Here is a 15,941-nt window from a genome sequence, read left to right on the forward strand (position 1 = left end):
GCGAGTCTGTCCACAGGTCGGACGCTAGACCGACCCACCGACATCCGATTCGGGCGGATCTCGTCGCATCGGCGTGTCGCGGGCGTGTCGCCGCGGCAGCCGCCTGGGCGTCGCCGACCGGGCTTCGGAATCGCTACCGTTGAGGGGTGGCGGGATACAGAGAACTGCTGCGCGCACCGGGTGTCGCGCGCATCATCGCCGCACAGTTGACCGCTCGCTTTCCGAGCGGGATGACGAGCCTCGCCATCCTGCTCCACATCGAGCACGTGACCGGGTCCTACGGGTCGGCCGGTTTGGTCCTGGCGGCGACCTCAGTCGGACAGGCGATCGCAGGCCCGGTGACGAGTCGATGGATGGGCGTCTGGGGCATGCGGCGGGTGCTGACGCTGACGCTCGCCGTGTGCGCGGCGTCGATCGCTCTGCTCGCGGTGCTCGACGTGCCGCTCTGGGTCTACATGGCGCTCGGTCTCATCGCGGGCCTGTCGACCCCGCCGGTGCAGTCGGCCGTGCGCACGATCTACCCGAAGATGGTGACGTCGCGGCAGCTCACCCCCCTCTTCTCCCTCGACGCATCGCTGCAGGAGATCATCTGGATCATCGCGCCGGTGCTCATCACCTTCGTCGCGCTGCAGGCCGGCACGGTGCCGGGGCTCCTGCTCGTCGTCGTCATCCTCATCGGCGGCGGCGCGTGGTTCATCTCTTCGCCGGAGCTCGGACGCGTCCGCATCCCGCGCAGCCGGCGCAGCCTGGGCCGCGTGCTGCTCAAGCCGCCGGTCATGCTCGCGACCGCGACCGGCTTCCTCCTCATCGGCGCGTGCTCCGCGGTCGAAGCGGGCGTTGTCGCGTCGTTCGGTCACGGCGGACTCGAGTCCGGCCTCGTCCTCGCGGTCTTCGCCGTCGGCAGCCTGGCAGGCGGCCTGTCGTTCGGCCACATCCCGATCGGACGGTGGGCCATGGCTCGCCGCTTCCTCATCGTCACCGTCGGGCTGGCGGCGACCATCTTCTCGCTCAACGCCTGGTGGCTCGGCGGCTCGCTGCTGGTCGCCGGCATCGGCATCGCGCCGGCGCTGGCGGTCATGTTCGCCATCACTTCGGCGAGCGTGAAGTTCAGCGAGACGGCCGAAGCCTACGGCTGGATCGGCACTGGGCAGCTCATCGGAGCCGCGGCGGGTTCCGCCATCGCCGGTTTCCTCATCGACGGCGTGGGCCCGCAGGGCGCATATGTGGCCGCTACCCTGTTCGCCGTCGTCGGCCTCGTCGTCGCGGTGACGTGCGTGCAGTGGTTCCCCGACCTCCGCGGGCGTGACGCGTCACCCATTCCCGACACCGCACCGGTCCACACGATCACGTGAGGCTGGTTCCGCGCAGACGGTCGCTCAGTCGTTGACGCGCTGCAGCATCGCGAGGACGGCCGCCGCGTAGGCATCCTCGGGCTGCGGATGCTCGAACGCCAGCTCCTCGCCGGCGAACTCGATCTCCACGCGGTGAGTGTCTGCGAGCCGGCGCAGACTCCGGAAGCCGCCGCGGAGCATCTCACGCAGCTGGTCCTCACGGGGAAGCCATAGCGCCTCGTCGAGCGCGACGGAGTCGAGCGCCCACTCCGTCGTGCCGTTGAACGCGAGGATCGTCCCGGTCGGATAGCGCCGCGGTTCGATCGTCATCTCGCTGACGGTGAAGACGTCGGCCTCGAACTCCGGCTCGTTGAGCTGGAAGCGGTCTCCAGATGCCGGGCGCCAGACGAGCCCGGCCTCGCGCAGGGCGAGCGCGGCGTCGGTCGAGATCATGCCCCCATCCTGCACCAGGCGGCCCGCTGAGGAGGGCGGGAGCAGAATGGATGCCGTGAGCGACTTCGACCCGGCCCGATACCTTCCCGACAGCCTCATCGAACGGATCCGCGGGCGAGCCGCGGGCGTCGACGCGGACAACGTCTTCCCCGACGAGGATCTCGCCGAGCTGCGAGAAGCCGGCTACCTCGGCATCCTCGTTCCGGAAAAGCTCGGCGGCGCGGGCTTGTCGCTCGCGCAGGCATCGGTTATGCAGCAGCGGCTGGCCGGTGCCGCGCCCGCGACAGCGCTCGCGATCAACATGCATCTCGTGTGGACCGGGGTCGCCAAGGTGCTCTCCGACCGCGGCGACGATGCCTTGCGCTTCGTGCAGGAGGGCGCCGCGGCCGGCGAGGTGTTCGCGTTCGGCATCAGCGAGGCGGGCAACGACCTCGTCCTGTTCGGCAGCGACACCGTGGCCGAGCCGCAGTCCGACGGCGGGTACGCCTTCACGGGCACGAAGATCTTCACCTCGCTCGCTCCGGTGTGGGACCACCTCGGGCTGCACGGCCTCGACACCACGAGCGAGGACGCGCCGAAGATGGTGTTCGCCTTCGTCGACCGCACCGACGCGGTGCGCACGCGCGACGACTGGGACACCGTCGGCATGCGGGGGACGCAGTCGCGCACGACCGAGTTGCACGGCGCCATCGCATCACCCGACCGCGTCGTCCGTCGGCTCTCCCCCGGCCCGAACCCGGATCCGCTCGTCTTCGGCATCTTCTCGGTCTTCGAGCTGCTGCTCGCGTCGGTGTACACCGGCATCGCCCGACGCGCTCTCGACGTCGCCGTCGTCGCCGCCCAGTCGCGCACCTCGAAGAAGACGGGGCTGGCGTACAGCCAGGATCCCGACATCCGCTGGCGCATCGCCGAGATGGCGCTCACGTACGACGGAATGCTGCCGCAGCTCGAGGCGATCGCGCGCGACATCGACGAGCGGGCCGATCACGGCGGCCTCTGGTTCGCGAAGCTCAGCGGGCTGAAGCACCGCGCCGTCACCTCGGCGAAGGCCGTCGTCGACGAGGCGATGCTGGTGGCGGGCGGGTCGTCGTACTTCTCCCGCTCCGAGCTCGGTCGCCTCTACCGTGACGTCGTAGCAGGGATGTTCCACCCTTCGGATCCGGAGTCCGCCCACAGCACCGTCGCCGCCGCCTGGCTCGGCCCTCTCACCCCCTGACCGGTCGCCCGCTCGGCCCGTGCCGGTCGAGTCGCCACAAAACGCGGATGCCGCGGCCCCCGGATCCGCACTTCCTGGCGACTCGACGGTAGGCGGAGGGACGGATGCGGTCAGCGGGTCTCGAGGTCGTAGGCCTTGAGGAGCTCGGCGACGGCCTGCTCGCGGTCCGCGCCGCCGTTCTCGAACATGTGCGTCACGTGGGTGCGGAGGTGGTTCTCGATGAGGAGCTTGTCGAGCGACGCGAGGGCCTTCTGGATGGCCCGTGACTGGGCGATGATGTCCATGCAGTAGTCCTCGTTCTCGATCATCCGGGCCAGCCCGCGGACCTGGCCTTCGAGGATGCTCGTGCGGCGCAGGGCTCGCTTCTGGATGTCGTCGATCACGCGGTCAGGATACGCCGAGACCGGCCCCGCTCGGCGAAGCCCCGTGGGAGGATGACCGGATGGCACGCACGCCGACCTCCCTGCTCTCCCCCGCCGACCAGGCTCGACGCCAGGGGCTGCGGCGGATGAAGGCCGTCGCCCTCGGCGCGTTGATCTTCATGGCGATCGTCTTCGCGATCTCCTTCCCCCTGCAGCAGACCGTCCCCGCGTTCGGCTATGTCCGCGCCGCCGCGGAGGGCGGCATGGTCGGAGCCCTCGCCGACTGGTTCGCCGTCACGGCGCTCTTCCGGCATCCGCTCGGCCTGCCCATCCCGCACACGGCGATCATCCCGCGGCGCAAGGACGAGATCGGCCACACCCTCGGCGAGTTCGTCGAGACGAACTTCCTCGAAGCGGGCGTCATCCGCGGCAAGCTCGAATCGATGGGCATCGCCGCCCGGCTCGGCGCGTGGCTACGGCGTCCCGAGAACGCGGAGCGCGTCTCCGCCGAGGCATCGGCGGCGGCATCCGGCATCCTGACGGCGCTGAGCGACGACGAGGTGCAGGACCTGATCGAAGACCTGGCGCGCGAGCACCTCCTGGCCCCCTCCTGGGGGCCCTCGATCGGGGGATGGCTCGAGCGCGTCGTCGGCGCCGGCGCCCACCACGGAGCCGTCGATCTCGCCATCGACAACATCGAGACCTGGCTCGTCGCCAACCGCTCGGTGTTCACCGGGCTCGTCTCCCGCCGCCTGCCGTCGTGGTTGCCGTCGGTGGCAACACGGCTCGTCGACGACACCGTCTACCGCGAGGCGCTGACGTTCGTCGCGGCCGTGCGAAACGACCCCGAGCACCCGGCACGGAAGGCCATCGACGGCTACCTCGCTCGTCTCGCCGGCGATCTGCAGGGCGAGACCGAGACTGCGGCGCGGCTCGAGGCCGCCAAGGCGGCGGTCTTCGACAGTCCTCGCGTTCGCGCCCTGGCCGCCGAGGCGTGGGGCACGGCGAAGGCCGGTCTCGTCCGCTCGCTCGGCGACGCCGAGAGCCCGCTCCGCCGTCGCATCGCTGCCGCGCTCACCGAGGTCGGCGAACGCCTGTCGACCGAGACGGCACTGCAGCAGCGGATCGACGCGCGCGTCATCGACGCCGCCGCGACGCTCGTGGCCCGGCATCGGGCCGACATCGCCTCGGTGATCACCGAGACGGTCGAGCGCTGGGACGCTCAGGAGACGACCGAGAAGATCGAGCTCATGGTCGGCCGCGACCTGCAGTACATCCGACTCAACGGCACGATCGTGGGATCGCTCGCCGGACTCGTCATCTACACGATCGCCCACGCGGTCTTCGGCGCGGGAGGATGATTCCATGACGACGCTCATCCTCGCGCGGCATGCCAAGAGCGACTGGGGCTCGCCCTCACTCGACGACCACGACCGTCCGCTGAACGACCGCGGCATGCGCGACGCCCCCGCGATGGCTGAGCGGCTGGCGAGCACGGGCGTCGAGGTCGAGCGCATCCTCGCCTCGACCGCGCTTCGCGCTCGCACGACGGCGGCGGCCTTCGGTGCCGTGCTCGGGCTCGAACCCGAACTGCGCGACGAGCTCTACGGCGCCTCGGCGCGCGTGCTCCTCGACGCGGCGAGCGGCAGCGGTGCGCGGTCGGTGCTCGTGGTGGCGCATGACCCGGGGATGACGGTGCTCGCCGAGCGCTTGTCGAACGGCGGCATCGGCGGGATGCCGACGTGCGCGGTGGCCACTTTCACGTGGCGGACCGACGACTGGGATGTCGCGACCGCGACCAACCCCGACGAATGGACCTTCGACAGCCCGAAGGGCTGAGCCCGCGCTGGCGGCTCCGGCTCAGGCGACGGCGACGACCGTTCCGCCGGTGAGGCGCACCAGCTCGTCGAAGGTCAGCGGGAAGACGGTGTGCGGGGTGCCGCCGGCCGCCCAGATCTCGGCGTACTGCGCGAGGTCTTCGTCGATGAGCGTCGCGAGAGGTGCCGGGTGTCCCGTCGGCGCGACCCCGCCGATCGCCTGTCCCGTCGCGGCGCGGACCTGCTCGACGCTCGCGCGCGTGATCGCGCTGCGCCCGGTGCGCTCGGCCAGTGCGGCCGTGTCGACGCGGTGCGCCCCGCTGGTCATGACCAGCAGCGGCTCGCCGTCGGACCAGAAGACCAGGCTGTTGGCGATCGCCCCCACCTCGACGCCGAGCGCCGCCGCGGCGAGGGCGGCCGTGGATGCGGCATCCGGCAGAACGACGATGTCGCCGAGGATGCCGGCAGCGCGCAGGGAGTCGTGGACGATTCGGCTTCGTGGAGGCAGATCGGTGGTCACGCTCACACTCTAGAAGGGGCACAATGGGCTGGATGCCGCAACGCCGCGGCACGGAGAGCATGAGCCCACAAGGCTCCGCCGAAAGAGGATCGCGATGACCCACGCCCTGCCCTTGCCCGATTTCACGCACGAGCGCGTGGAGGTGATCACGGGGCGGCGGAGCGGCCTCTTCATCGCCGCCGCGCTGCACTCCTCGGTGCTCGGCCCCGCCCTCGGTGGCGCCCGGGTGTGGACGTACCCGCACTGGAGCGACGCCCTCGGCGACGCCCTGCGCCTGTCGGCGGCGATGACGCTGAAGAACGCAGCCGCGGGTCTGGATGCCGGCGGCGGCAAGGCCGTGATTGGACTGCCTCCGGGAACCGTGCTCGACGCCGAGCGGCGCCGTGCCGCATTCCTCGACCTCGGTGACGCCGTCGAGTCGCTGGGCGGCCTGTACCGCACGGCCGAGGATGTCGGCTCGACCACCGACGACATGCTGACCGTCAGCGAGCGAACGGCACACGTCGTCGGTCTGCCCGACCGCGTGGGAGGCTCGGGCGAGCCTGCTGGCCCGACGAGCATCGGCGTGCACGCGTCGCTGCTCGCGACGCTCGAGCGCGCGACCGGTTCTCGCGAGGTCGCGGGACGGCGGGTCACGATCGCCGGGCTCGGCCAGGTGGGCAGCCGGTTGGCCGTGCAGCTCGCCGCCGAGGGAGCAGAGCTGACCGTGACCGATGTGAACCCGGCCAAGCGCGAGCTCGCGACGAGCCTGGGTGCCACGTGGATCGAGCCCGCGGAGGCTCATCTCGCCTCGGCCGACGTGTTCGTGCCAGCGGGCATCGGCGGGGTGCTGACCGACGAGGTGATCGACGCCCTCGATGCGCAGGCGGTGTGCGGACCGGCGAACAACCCGCTGGCGCACCGCTCCGGCGCCGACCGCCTGGCCGCCCGCGGCATCCTGTACGCCCCCGACTTCGTCGTGAACGCCGGCGGTGTCATCTACCTCGACCTCGCCGCGAAGCAGCGCGATCGCAGCGAGATCGCGACGCGCGTCGAGGGCATCGGCGACGTGCTGCGGCGCATCTTCGACGAGGCCGACGCGCGCGGTGTCACGCCGCTCGCCGCCGCGGAGTCGCTCGCCGCCGAACGCCTCGCCGCCGGGGCCGCCCGCGACGCCCTGGTCTGACCGCGTAACCGGGATGCAAGGGATCGTGGCCGACACGTCGGCGGAACGGCATCCGCACCGGCGCGCCGCGCCCGATCCCTTGCATCCCGGCACCATCATCCACGGGGCAGGCGGGGGCTCAGATCTGCAGGATGGCGCGCGCGATCAGGAAGTACAGGATCAGGCCGCTGGCGTCGACGAAGGTCGTGATGAACGGGTTCGAGAAGACAGCGGGGTCCACCCGGATGGCCCGTGCGAGAAGGGGCATGACTCCCCCGACCGTCGCGGCCATCGTGCACACCGCGATCAGGGTCGCCCCGATGACGAGTCCGATGCGCGGCTCGTACACGAGCGACGTGACCGCGAACCCGACGAGCCCCAGGATGCTGCCGAGGAAGAATCCCACCCGCACCTCGCGGCTCAGCACCCGCACGACATCGCGGGGTCGCACATCCCCCAGCGCGAGCGCACGCGTGACCGTCGTCGCCGCCTGGTTGCCGGTGTTACCGCCGGTTCCGATGAGCAGCGGGACGAACAGCGCGAGCACCGTGATCTGGGCGAGCGTCGCCTCGAACGCAGACAGCACCTGCACGGTCAGGGTCGCTCCGACAGCCAGCACCAGCAGCCAGACGACGCGTGACCGCACGATCTGCAGGATCGGCGTCGAGAGGTAGGGCCGGCGCAGCGGCTCGGCGCCGCCCTGGCGCGCGGCATCCTCGCTCTCCTCGTGCTCCAGGATGCGGGCGGCGTCGTCGACCGTCAGGATGCCGACGAGCCGCTCCTCACTGTCGACGATGGGCAGCGCGAGCAGGCCCCGCTCGGTGCAGCGACGCGCGGCGGTCTCGGCGTCGTCGTCCACGCTCGCGGTCTGCGCGCTCTGCATGATGTCGCGGACGCCGGCGTCGGGGTCGGCGGCGAGCAGGTCGCGCAGGCTGACGACCCCGGCGACGCGACGACCCGCGTCGACGACGGGGAGCGTGTACACCGTCTCGGCGTCGTGCAGACGCGCCCGCACCCGGTCGAGCGCGCCCGCGACCGTGCTGCCGATCGGAACCGACACGAACTCCGGGCTCATGCGGCGCCCGATCGAGCCGCGACGGTAGCCGAGCACGGCGGCGGTCATCTCGCGCTCGTGAGCGGGAAGCCCGCGCATCAGCCGGGATGCGAGCGATGCCGGCAGCTCGTCGACGAGCCAGGCGCGGTCGTCGGGGTCGAGGTCGCCGAAGATGTGCGCCACCTCGGCGTCGCGCAGGTCTCCGATGAGCTCCCCCTGCATGTTCGGCGAGAGCGCTTCGAAGACCTGCAGCGCGTGGTCCTTCGGCAGCAGCCGGTAGGCGACGGCGCGGCGACGACCGTCGAGTCGCTCGAGCACCTCGGCGAGACGCTCGGGCTCGACGTCGGCGAGAGCGGCCGCGGCCGACGGCAGATCACCGCGCGACAGGGGCGCGGCGATGCCGTCGACGACGATGGTCAGTTCGTTGATCTGCTCCGGAGTCATGGGAGCCCTCCTCATGTGGACGCGCGCACATCCGTGGCATCGTCACGAAGACGACGGCACGGAGAACATCGCGAAGCCTGCTGGCGCGTCGCACCGCGGCTCGTCCGCTCAGGAGTCGATTCGGTCGACGAGCGGGCCGGCAGCGGGCACGGCGCTGATGATCTCGCGATGGCAACTATCACCGCTCATTGAGCACCTCACCTCACTTCCTTTTTCTCGCAGGTCGACGACGGGCAGATGAGGATCTGCCGTCGATCACGGGCCGGGCGGCGGCACATCGGATGCCGCGGGCCGAACCCCGCCGACCATGCTACGCCTCGCACCTGAACGAACCCGACCATCGCCGGAGAACCCCCTCCGGTCTCGCGTCACGAGAGCGTCAGGCGGGCCCGTGGCTCCTCGGGCGGCACAGCGGCCAGGAGTCGCCGGGTGTACTCGTCCGACGGCTCGGCGAAGATGCGCCGGGCAGGGGCCGACTCGACGACCTTGCCGTCCCGCAGCACGACAACATCGTGACTCATCTGCTGCACGATCGCGAGGTCGTGGGCGATGAAGAGGTACGTCAGTCCCAGCTCGCTCTGCAGGTCGCGCAAAAGGTCGAGCACGTGCGCCTGCACAGACACGTCGAGCGACGCCGTCGCCTCGTCGAGGATCATCAGCTCCGGTTCGAGGGCGAGGGCGCGAGCGATCGAGATGCGCTGACGCTGCCCGCCCGACAGCTCGTGCGGGAACCGGGTAGCGAACGCCGCGGGAAGACCGACCATGTCGAGCAGTTCTGCGGTGCGCCGCTCTCGCGCGGCGGCGGTCGGCCCGCCGAGCCGGTGCACGGTGAGCGGCTCGATGATGGCGTCGCCGACGCTCCGCCGAGGGTCGAGCGAGGCGAACGGGTCTTGGAAGACCATGGAGATCCGCCGGCGGTCGCGCCGCCCGGAGCGCAGCACGTCGCGTCCGGCGAGCGTCGCGGTGCCCGAGTCGGGTCGCACGAGACCCGTCAGCGCATTCGCGATCGTCGATTTGCCCGACCCCGACTCGCCCACGAGAGCCGTCGTGCAGCCGCGCCGCACCGAGAACGACACCCCGTCGACGGCGTGGATGGTACGGCGTCCGGTGGGAGTCGGAATCGTGAACGACACATCGAGATCTGTCACCTCGAGAAGGGACTCGGATGCCGCGGGCTCGGGCGGACCGGCATCGGCCACGATGCGCGGCCGCGCGCGGAGCAGCTCGCGCGTGTAGTCGTCTTCAGGGGCGGCGTAGACGTCTTCGACGGGTCGGTGCTCGCGGGTCCGTCCCTCGCGCAGCACAAGGACGTCGTCGGCCACTTGCCCGATGACGCCGAGGTCGTGGCTGATCCACACCACGGCGGTACCGCGCTCGTTCTGGAGCTCGCGCACGAGGTCGATGATCTGGGCCTGGGTGGTGACGTCGAGGGCGGTCGTCGGCTCGTCGGCGATCAGGAGCGCCGGATCGCAGGCGAGCGCGATCGCGATCATCGCGCGCTGACGCTGCCCACCGGAGAACTGGTGCGGGTAGGCGTCGACACGCTCGTCGGGTCGGGGCAGGCCGACGGCGTCGAGCAGGTCGATCGCACGCGTGCGCGCCGCGCGGCGTGACAGACGGCGATGGGTCTCGAGCGACTCGGTGATCTGCCGACCCACGGTCAGGAACGGGTTGAGCGACGTCGACGGGTCCTGGAAGACGAAACCGACGCGGTCGCCATGCACGCTGCGCAGCGTGCGCTCGGATGCGCCGACCAGCTCCACGCCCGCGGCATCGATGCTGCCGTCGTCGTTCCGGCGGCGCAGCACGCTCGATCCGCTGACGCGGGCCCCCGGGGCGTCGATGAGTCCGGTCGCTGCCAGCACCGACATCGTCTTGCCCGACCCCGACTCGCCCACGATGCCGAGCGTCTGGCCGGCGATGACGTCGAAGCCGAGGCCGTGAACGATCTCCTTCGTTCCGATGGCCACGCGCAGATCGCGCACCGAGAGCACCGGGTGAGCAGCGGCGGTCATCGCGCCCTCCTCGCTTCGATCAGGGTCCGCTGACGCGGATCGAGGATGTCGCGCAGGCCGTCGCCCACGAGGTTGAAGGCGAGCGCCGTGACGAAGATCGCGGCCCCCGGGAAGACGCTCATCCACCAGGCCTGGCCGAGGAAGCCCTGCGCGGTGAACAGCATCCCTCCCCACGATGGCGCCGGAGGCTGCACCCCGAGCCCGAGGAACGACAGCGCCGCCTCGGAGAGGATCGCGAAGGCGAGCGACAGCGACGTCTGAACGACGACGGGACCGGCGATGTTCGGAAGCACATGGCGGGTGAGGATCCACCACCCGGGCGTCCCCATCGTCTGCGACACCTGGACGAACGCAGAGGTGCGCACCGACAGCGCGCTGGCTCGGGCCACCCGCGCGAAGATCGGGGTGTAGACGATGCCGATCGCGATCGTCGTCGTCACCTGGCCCGGCTGGAAGATCGCGACGATCGCGAGCGCGAGCAGCAGCACCGGGAACGCGAACATCACGTCGACGACCCGCATGAGGGCGGCATCCACCCACCCGCCGCGGTAACCCGCGACGGCGCCTATCGCGAGGCCGAGGACGAGGGCGAACAGCACGGCGACCACCGCGATCGTGAGCGAGGTCGACCCCGCCACGAGCACGCGCGAGAGGACGTCGCGACCGAGTTCATCGGTGCCGAACCAGTGGTCGGGGCCGGGGGGCTGCAACGCGCGCGAGACGTCGATGTCGTTGATGCCGAAGGGGGCGATCCAGCCCGACAGCACCGAGAGCAGCACGATGGCGAACAGGCCGGCACCACTGACCACCGTCGTCGGGTTGGACAGCAACAGACGCCAGGCGGGCGTGCGGCCGCGGTCGGCGACGGCGGGTGCCGTGGCGGGCTCGGGGGTGGCGGAGGCATCGATGGTCATGAGACTCGGATCCTCGGGTCAGCGATCGCGTAGAGCACGTCCACGATGAGGTTGACGGCGATGAACATCACGGCCACCAGCAGGACGGCTCCCTGGATGAGCGGATAGTCGCGGGCAGCCACGGCTTCGAAGACGAGACGTCCGAGACCCGGCCAGGCGAAGACGACTTCGACCACGACGACTCCGCCGAGGATCGTCGCGAGCTGGATACCGGCGATCGTCAGAACCGGCACCAGGGCTCCGCGCACGATATGCCGGAATGTCACGACCCGGCGCGGAAGCCCCTTCGACACCGCGGTGCGGACGTATCCTGCCGACGCCACGTCGATGACGGCCGCTCGGATGTAGCGGGTCATGATCGCCCCCGCGACCAGGCCGACGGTGAGCCCCGGCAGGAACACCTGTCGCAGCCATCCGCCGGGATCCGTTCCGAAGGCGACGTAGCCGCTCGCCGGCAGCCAGCCGAGCGTCACGGAGAACAGCGAGATGAGCAGCATCCCGAGCCAGAAGTCCGGGATCGAGACGCCGAATTGACTGGTGAGCCGCACGATGACATCACTCACGCGTCCTTCGCGCAGCGCCGAGTGGATTCCCGCGGGGACGGCCAGGACGAGGGCGATGACGAGACCCACCAGAGCCAGCGAGACCGTCGCGGGCAGGCGGTCGAGCAGCGTTACGGTCACCGGCTGCCCGTTGCGGAAGCTCACCCCGAGGTCACCCGTGACGGCGCTGCCGAGGTAGCCGAAGAACTGTTCCCACAGGGGGCGATCGAGGCCGGATGCCGCGCGCAGGGCCTCGTAGGCCTCGGGCGTGTACCGCGTGCCGAGGGCCAGGCGCACCGGGTCGCCCGGCACGAGCTGGATGAGGGCGAAGACGACGACGGCGACCCCGAGCAGCACGAGCGCCGACGAGAGCAGGCGCACGCCGAGGAACCGGGCGATACGCGCGGGGCTGATTCTCATGAGGCCTCCTCTCGGACGGACCGTGCTGCTCGAGGTCGTCACCTCAGTCGCCGATCGATGCGTCGTCGAACCGGATGGCGCGGTCGGCACGCGTCTCGTAGCCCGAGACCTGCGGCGACCACACCTGGATGACCGACGGGTTGTAGAGGTAGATGTAGCTGGCCTCGTCGGCGATGATCGTCGCGGCCTGGGCGTAGAGGCCCTTGCGCGCGTCCTGGTCGACCTCGACGCGAGCGGCGTCGAGCAGTCCGTCGACCTCGCTGTTGGAGTACTTCTGCGCGTTGCTGGCCCCGTCGGTGTGGTGCTGCGAATAGTAGAAGTCGTCGGGGTCGATGTTGCCGAGCCAGCCCATCATGAGCATGTCGAAGTTTCCGGAGTTCTGCTCGTCGAGCCAGGTGGAGAAGTCGGGCTGGCGGATCTGCACGTCGATGCCGAGCGGCTCGAGGTTCGCGGCGATGATCTGCGCGGCCGTGACGGTCTCGGGATAGTCCGACGTCGCGAGCAGGTCGAGCGTTCCGCCGGTGAAGCCGGCCTCGTCGAGCAGCCCGCGAGCGGTGTCGAGGTCGGTCGAGTACCGGTCGTAGGAGGTGTACCAGACGCTCTGCTCGGGGATCGCGAGCTGGTTCTGCGCGGCGGTTCCGTAGCTGACCGCCTGGACGATCGCGTCCCGATCGATCGCATACGCGATCGCCTGCCGCACCCGCACGTCGCTCCACGGTCCCCGCGCTTCATTCAGGGCCAGGTACCAGTAGTCGCTCGAGGGGGTGAGGCCGAGCTGCACGGCGTCGTCGCCCTGCAGGTCGGAGACCTGCTGCGTCGGGACGACATCGGTCCATTGGATGTCTCCGGCGCGAAGTGCGGCGAGAGCCGTGGCCGGCTCCGAGATGAAGCGGAACTCGACACCGCCGAGCTCGGGTGCACCACCCCAGTAGTCCTCGTTGGCGGCGAGTTCGATGCGGTCGCCGGCCGTGTAGCTCGCGACCGAGAAAGGCCCGGTGCCGATCGGCGCGGTGGTGATGTCGCCCGACTCGACGTTCTCCTTCTTCACGATCGCCATGCCCTTGAAGCCGCCGAGGTTGCTCAGCAGGTTCGGCGTGGGCTGCGAGACGGTGATGACGACGGTGACGTCGTCGGGAGCGGTGACGTCGGTGACCGCGCTGAACTTCCACGCGTTGGCGAGTTCTTCGTCGATGATGCGGTCGTAGGAGTAGACGACATCCGCACTCGTGAAGTCGGAGCCGTCGTGGAAGGTGACGCCGTCGCGCAGATCGAAGGTCCATGTCAGCTGGTCATCGCTGACTTCCCAGCTCTCGGCGAGGGCGGGCTGCATCTCGAGATTCTCGTCGGGGGCGACGAGTGTGTCGAAGACGTTCTCGAGCACCTCGAACGCGAAGTACGAGCTCGTGCGATGGGGGTCGAGCTGGTCGGGTTCACCGCCGATGGCCGCGACGAGGACGTCGCCTTCGACGCCGGCGGCGCCGTCGATATCGACGCCTTCGCCCGCGGAGCAACCGGCCAGGGTGAGCGCCGCGACGAGGGTCACGGCGCCGAATGCGGTGCGCTTGTTCATGGTCTGCCTATCGGGTCATCGGTCGGGGCATCATCGCTGGTGCATCATTTTGATGATGATTCGATCAGTATGTGCCACCATGAGGGAGGGCGACAAGCGCACGCCCAACTCGAAACAGAATCTTCACAATCGCCCCGCGAGAGGAATCGCATGACCTTCACCGTCCTGGCACGCGATGGTCGTACGGACCTGATCGGCGCTGCCACGGCGAGCAAGTCGCTCGCCGTGGGCAACGCCGTCATCGATGTGCGGCGGGGTGTCGGCGCGGCGGCGAGCCAGGCATGGACCAATCGGGCGCTGCGGGGCCGACTTCTCGACGCGGTCGCGTCGGGATCCGCAGCGGATGCCGTCGCACTCATCCCCCGCTGGGACGACGAGCCGGCACTGCGCCAGGCCGCCGTCCTGCCGGCGGCGGGCGCGGGGGCAGCGCACACGGGTGCGGACACGTCGCCGTGGAGCGGCCACCTCGTCGAGAGTGACCTGATCGTCGCCGGCAACCTGCTGACGGGCGAAGACGTGCTCGGCGCCATGCGAGACGCATGGCTGGCTGGCGACGAAGACCCGACGATCACGCCCGCCCCCGATGCGGCCGCTTTCGCTGCGCGCCTCGTCGCCGTCCTCGCGGCGGGTGAAGCGCAGGGCGGCGATCGCCGGGGACGCCAGAGCGCCGCGGTCATGGTGACGTCGTCGGGTGTCGCCGGCGACGCGTGGGTCGACCTCCGGGTCGACGACCACGACGACCCGCTCGCGGAACTCCGCCGGCTCGTGGAGCTGCGCGCGAGCGATCTGCGCCTGGATCTCAGCGCTCGAAAGGCGTGACGGCGCCGAGCACGACCGTGACGTCGTCGTGGCCGTTGGCCCACCAGTGCGCCTCGGAGCAGCCGTAGGTCACCGTGTCGCCGGTTTCGAGCCGCACGCGACGCTCGCCCTGCGCGACGATGAGCACCCCGCGCTCGACCGTGACGGTCTCGGTGCCGATGTGGCGGAACGGACGGCTTTCATTGCTGAATCCGACCGGTAGGGTCGACCGGATCAGCTGGAGCATCGATTCGCCCCGCGGCGTCAGCAGCTCGCGGACCGACTGCTGATCGGCGGGGATATCGGCGATCGGCGGCATCCGGTGCCCCTGGCCGGCGGCCACGACGGCGAGCTCCCCCGCCGGCTCGTCGAGCAACTGGCCGACCGGCACACCGAGGGCACCCGCGAGTCGATGGATCGACTGGAGCGACGGATTGCCCATTCCGCGCTCGAGCTGGCTGACGAGCCCGAAGCTCACTCCCGCCTTCTCCGCAAGGGCGTGCACGCTCAGCCCGAGGCGCTTACGCGAGTCACGGACGGTCGCGCCGAGAGCGCGCACCACTTGGGCTTCGTCGGTCTCGGGAGGGCGCGTCACGCCTGTCACCCTACCGGCGACGACACCATGCGCCGGGGTGCATCACGACGACAGGGCGCCCGACCGTGCGGTCGGGCGCCGTGTCGAGAGGGGTCTGCTGATCAGCTGGCGGCAGCGAGGTTCTTCGCGACGTGCGCGTGCACGGCCTTCAGCCACGAGAGCAGGAACTCGGACGTCGACTCGTTGGTGACGGTGCCGTCGTCGTCGATCAGCCCCTCGGTGAGCTGCAGGTAGCCCTCGGGCTGCGAGAGCTCGGGCGACGCGAGGAACGAGAGGATCGAGCGCAGGTGCTGCTGCGCGACGGCGGTGCCCACCGCACCGATGGAGATGCCGATGACAGCGGACGGCTTGCCGGCGAAGCTGTTGTCGCCCCACGGACGGCTCGCGGTGTCGAGCGCGTTCTTGAGGACGCCGGGCACCGAGCGGTTGTACTCGGGGGTGACGATGATGACGCCGTCGGCCTTCTCGACCGCAGCCTTGAACTCGGCAGCCTCGGCGGGAATCGACGCGTCGTTGTCAGCCGAGTAGAAGGGCAGCGGTGCGATCGGGATCTCGGTGAGCTCGAGCCCGGCCTGCGGGGCCAGCTTGGTGAGCGCCTTCGCCAGACGACGGTTGATCGAGGTCGACGAGATGCTGCCGACGATGACGCCGACGTTGTAGGTGGTCATGGACGAAACCTCCCGGGGGATCGATTCAGTTGCATGCATTCTACGCCCCCTCGCCGACCGGCTCGCGACGCGCACGGC

The 15,941-nt window shown here is 70.3% G+C and carries 16 protein-coding genes; 6 read left to right on the forward strand and 10 right to left on the reverse strand.

Features of this window, described 5'->3' with window-relative positions:
• Positions 1 to 146 precede the first annotated feature (146 nt).
• Positions 147 to 1,352 (forward strand): MFS transporter, encoded by a 1,206-nt coding sequence (locus DO944_RS09725; RefSeq protein ID WP_112617008.1) that lies wholly within the window; start codon positions 147 to 149, stop codon positions 1,350 to 1,352.
• Positions 1,353 to 1,376: 24 nt separating this feature from the next.
• Here the strand turns inward: DO944_RS09725 and DO944_RS09730 are convergent, their stop codons facing one another.
• Entirely contained in the window at positions 1,377 to 1,784 is a 408-nt protein-coding gene (locus DO944_RS09730; RefSeq protein WP_112617009.1) for a pilus assembly protein CpaE, read from the reverse strand.
• A gap of 46 nt (positions 1,785 to 1,830) precedes the next feature.
• Here DO944_RS09730 and DO944_RS09735 point away from each other — a divergent pair, with 46 nt between their 5' ends.
• Positions 1,831 to 3,000: an acyl-CoA dehydrogenase family protein gene (locus DO944_RS09735; protein ID WP_112617010.1), complete on the forward strand. Its 1,170-nt coding sequence runs from the start codon at positions 1,831 to 1,833 to the stop codon at positions 2,998 to 3,000.
• Positions 3,001 to 3,110: 110 nt separating this feature from the next.
• On the opposite strand, the gene DO944_RS09740 is transcribed toward DO944_RS09735, so the two are convergent.
• A complete protein-coding gene (locus DO944_RS09740; RefSeq protein WP_023954607.1) occupies positions 3,111 to 3,383 on the reverse strand; it encodes a metal-sensitive transcriptional regulator in 273 nt (90 codons plus the stop codon).
• A gap of 59 nt (positions 3,384 to 3,442) precedes the next feature.
• Between DO944_RS09740 and DO944_RS09745 the strand changes: the two genes are divergently transcribed.
• Together DO944_RS09745 and DO944_RS09750 are read left to right on the forward strand one after the other, a co-directional pair.
• A complete protein-coding gene (locus DO944_RS09745) occupies positions 3,443 to 4,723 on the forward strand; it encodes a DUF445 domain-containing protein (protein WP_112617011.1) in 1,281 nt (426 codons plus the stop codon).
• A gap of 4 nt (positions 4,724 to 4,727) precedes the next feature.
• Positions 4,728 to 5,201 carry a histidine phosphatase family protein gene (locus DO944_RS09750; protein WP_112617012.1) on the forward strand — a complete coding sequence of 158 codons (474 nt, stop codon included), beginning with the start codon at positions 4,728 to 4,730 and terminating at the stop codon, positions 5,199 to 5,201.
• Between the two features lie 21 nt (positions 5,202 to 5,222).
• On the opposite strand, the gene DO944_RS09755 is transcribed toward DO944_RS09750, so the two are convergent.
• A complete protein-coding gene (locus DO944_RS09755; protein ID WP_112617013.1) occupies positions 5,223 to 5,699 on the reverse strand; it encodes a YbaK/EbsC family protein in 477 nt (158 codons plus the stop codon).
• Between the two features lie 94 nt (positions 5,700 to 5,793).
• Between DO944_RS09755 and DO944_RS09760 the strand changes: the two genes are divergently transcribed.
• The gene (locus DO944_RS09760; protein ID WP_112617014.1) at positions 5,794 to 6,864 is read left to right on the forward strand and encodes a Glu/Leu/Phe/Val dehydrogenase family protein; all 1,071 of its coding nucleotides are present in this window, start codon (positions 5,794 to 5,796) and stop codon (positions 6,862 to 6,864) included.
• 118 nt (positions 6,865 to 6,982) lie between these two features.
• Here the strand turns inward: DO944_RS09760 and mgtE are convergent, their stop codons facing one another.
• The 5 genes from mgtE to DO944_RS09785 all read right to left on the reverse strand — a co-directional run bounded on the left by mgtE (position 6,983) and on the right by DO944_RS09785 (position 13,802).
• Positions 6,983 to 8,341: a magnesium transporter gene (gene mgtE / locus DO944_RS09765; protein WP_112617015.1), complete on the reverse strand. Its 1,359-nt coding sequence runs from the start codon at positions 8,339 to 8,341 to the stop codon at positions 6,983 to 6,985.
• A gap of 368 nt (positions 8,342 to 8,709) precedes the next feature.
• Positions 8,710 to 10,356, reverse strand: a complete 1,647-nt coding sequence (locus DO944_RS09770; RefSeq protein WP_088380081.1) for an ABC transporter ATP-binding protein — start codon at positions 10,354 to 10,356, stop codon at positions 8,710 to 8,712.
• Positions 10,353 to 11,270, reverse strand: coding sequence for an ABC transporter permease (locus DO944_RS09775; RefSeq protein WP_023954614.1), 918 nt, complete (start codon positions 11,268 to 11,270; stop codon positions 10,353 to 10,355). The genes DO944_RS09770 and DO944_RS09775 overlap by 4 nt, the downstream gene beginning before the upstream one ends.
• Positions 11,267 to 12,232 carry an ABC transporter permease gene (locus tag DO944_RS09780; RefSeq protein ID WP_064954928.1) on the reverse strand — a complete coding sequence of 322 codons (966 nt, stop codon included), beginning with the start codon at positions 12,230 to 12,232 and terminating at the stop codon, positions 11,267 to 11,269. Before DO944_RS09780 ends, DO944_RS09775 begins: the two co-directional genes overlap by 4 nt.
• 43 nt (positions 12,233 to 12,275) lie before the next feature.
• Positions 12,276 to 13,802 carry an ABC transporter substrate-binding protein gene (locus DO944_RS09785; RefSeq protein WP_112617016.1) on the reverse strand — a complete coding sequence of 509 codons (1,527 nt, stop codon included), beginning with the start codon at positions 13,800 to 13,802 and terminating at the stop codon, positions 12,276 to 12,278.
• 150 nt (positions 13,803 to 13,952) lie between these two features.
• Here DO944_RS09785 and DO944_RS09790 point away from each other — a divergent pair, with 150 nt between their 5' ends.
• Entirely contained in the window at positions 13,953 to 14,621 is a 669-nt protein-coding gene (locus DO944_RS09790) for a DUF1028 domain-containing protein (protein ID WP_064954930.1), read from the forward strand.
• On the opposite strand, the gene DO944_RS09795 is transcribed toward DO944_RS09790, so the two are convergent.
• Entirely contained in the window at positions 14,602 to 15,195 is a 594-nt protein-coding gene (locus DO944_RS09795) for a helix-turn-helix domain-containing protein (RefSeq protein ID WP_112617535.1), read from the reverse strand. The genes DO944_RS09790 and DO944_RS09795 overlap by 20 nt on opposite strands.
• A gap of 101 nt (positions 15,196 to 15,296) precedes the next feature.
• Complete coding sequence (locus DO944_RS09800) at positions 15,297 to 15,863, reverse strand: NADPH-dependent FMN reductase (protein ID WP_023954623.1); 567 nt, start codon at positions 15,861 to 15,863, stop codon at positions 15,297 to 15,299.
• Between the last annotated feature and the right edge of the window lie 78 nt (positions 15,864 to 15,941).

The organism is Microbacterium sp. SMR1 (genome assembly GCF_003289625.1).
Classification (GTDB): domain Bacteria; phylum Actinomycetota; class Actinomycetes; order Actinomycetales; family Microbacteriaceae; genus Microbacterium; species Microbacterium plantarum.

Excerpts from the sequence above, each read along its gene's own strand:
- DO944_RS09730 (WP_112617009.1), bottom strand. The coding sequence starts at position 1,784 with ATGATCTCGACCGACGCCGCGCTCGCCCTGCGCGAGGCCGGGCTCGTC.
- DO944_RS09760 (WP_112617014.1), top strand. The coding sequence starts at position 5,794 with ATGACCCACGCCCTGCCCTTGCCCGATTTCACGCACGAGCGCGTGGAG.
- mgtE (WP_112617015.1), bottom strand. The coding sequence starts at position 8,341 with ATGACTCCGGAGCAGATCAACGAACTGACCATCGTCGTCGACGGCATC.
- DO944_RS09800 (WP_023954623.1), bottom strand. The coding sequence starts at position 15,863 with ATGACCACCTACAACGTCGGCGTCATCGTCGGCAGCATCTCGTCGACC.
- DO944_RS09780 (WP_064954928.1), bottom strand. The coding sequence starts at position 12,232 with ATGAGAATCAGCCCCGCGCGTATCGCCCGGTTCCTCGGCGTGCGCCTG.
- DO944_RS09775 (WP_023954614.1), bottom strand. The coding sequence starts at position 11,270 with ATGACCATCGATGCCTCCGCCACCCCCGAGCCCGCCACGGCACCCGCC.
- DO944_RS09790 (WP_064954930.1), top strand. The coding sequence starts at position 13,953 with ATGACCTTCACCGTCCTGGCACGCGATGGTCGTACGGACCTGATCGGC.
- DO944_RS09735 (WP_112617010.1), top strand. The coding sequence starts at position 1,831 with ATGGATGCCGTGAGCGACTTCGACCCGGCCCGATACCTTCCCGACAGC.
- DO944_RS09750 (WP_112617012.1), top strand. The coding sequence starts at position 4,728 with ATGACGACGCTCATCCTCGCGCGGCATGCCAAGAGCGACTGGGGCTCG.
- DO944_RS09785 (WP_112617016.1), bottom strand. The coding sequence starts at position 13,802 with ATGAACAAGCGCACCGCATTCGGCGCCGTGACCCTCGTCGCGGCGCTC.
- DO944_RS09745 (WP_112617011.1), top strand. The coding sequence starts at position 3,443 with ATGGCACGCACGCCGACCTCCCTGCTCTCCCCCGCCGACCAGGCTCGA.
- DO944_RS09770 (WP_088380081.1), bottom strand. The coding sequence starts at position 10,356 with ATGACCGCCGCTGCTCACCCGGTGCTCTCGGTGCGCGATCTGCGCGTG.